1 protein-coding gene and 1 pseudogene are annotated in these 1,056 nt (G+C 74.2%); both read left to right on the top strand.

Annotation, left to right across the window (positions count from 1 at the left end):
* Positions 1-99: 99 nt before the first annotated feature.
* Entirely contained in the window at positions 100-861 is a 762-nt protein-coding gene (locus AB0N07_RS52045) for an ABC transporter ATP-binding protein (protein WP_350749909.1), read from the top strand.
* Positions 861-1,056, top strand: a pseudogene (locus AB0N07_RS52040) (energy-coupling factor transporter transmembrane protein EcfT); the annotation flags it as partial. The gene AB0N07_RS52045 and the pseudogene AB0N07_RS52040, both read left to right, overlap by 1 nt.

The raw sequence follows: 1,056 nt of genomic DNA, 5'->3' as shown, positions 1-1,056 counted from the left end.
CCTCTCCATCGCCCCGTTCGTGCCCGGTGACCTGATCAAGCTCGTCGTGGCCGTCATCCTCATCGTCGGCCTGTGGAAGGCCTACCCCCGCGCCTTCCGATGAGCCCGGACCGTTCCCTCACCCTCACGGGCGTCCGCGTCGAGGCCGACGGCCCCGAGGGCGTCGTCGTGCTCCTCGACGGCGTGGACCTCACCCTCACGGCCCCGCGTGTGGCGGTGATCGGGGAGAACGGCTCCGGCAAGTCCACGCTGGCCCGCGCGATCGCCGGGCTGGCCGACGTCGTCGCCGGGGAGGTGACCGTGCACGGGGTGGACGCCGTCCGGGACGTGAAGGCGCTGCGCCGCACCGTCGGCTTCGTGTTCGCGAACCCGGCCGCGCAGATGGTCATGCCCACCGTCCGGGAGGACGTGGAGCTGACCGTGAAGTCGCTCAGGGACGACGCCGGCCGCCGCCTGGCCAAGGACGACGTCGCCGCGCGCGTGGCCGCGGCGCTCCAGGAGCACCGGCTCGCCGCGCTCGCGGACCGGGCGTGCCTGTCCCTGTCCTCGGGGCAGGCGCAGCGGCTGGCGATGTGCTCGGTGATGACCGCCGGGCCGTCCCTCGTGATCGCCGACGAGCCGACCTCCCTGCTGGACGGCCGGCACCGGCGGATCGTGGCCGACCGGCTGCTGGCCGCCGACCCCTCGGCCCCGGACGGGTTCCAGCTGCTGCTGGTGACCCACGACCTCGAGCTGGCCCGTGCGTGCGACGAGGCGGTGTGGATCCACGGCGGCCGTGTGGAGCGGACCGGCCCGGCCGAGGACGTGGTCGAGGCGTACGAGCGCTTCCTGGACCACGCCGTGGCGGCGGAGCTGCGCTGATGCTCTCCCTGTACGTCCACGGTGACTCGCCCCTGCACCGCGCTCGCGCCGGCCTCAAGACGGGCCTGTTCGCGGTGTGGGTGCTGGCCCTGACCCTGTTGCCGCTGTCCCTGTGGACGGCGGGCGCCGCCGTCGTGGGCGCCGTGACCGCGTATCTCGTGGGCTTCGGGCTGCGGCGCGGGACGGCGATGATCG

The organism is Streptomyces sp. NPDC051172 (assembly GCF_040682555.1).
In the GTDB taxonomy this organism is placed as follows: Bacteria; Actinomycetota; Actinomycetes; order Streptomycetales; family Streptomycetaceae; genus Streptomyces.
This window is presented reverse-complemented; position numbering and strand designations above follow the sequence as displayed.

Bases quoted from the DNA above. Each gene is read 5' to 3' on its own strand.
- AB0N07_RS52045 (WP_350749909.1), top strand. From the start codon at position 100: ATGAGCCCGGACCGTTCCCTCACCCTCACGGGCGTCCGCGTCGAGGCC.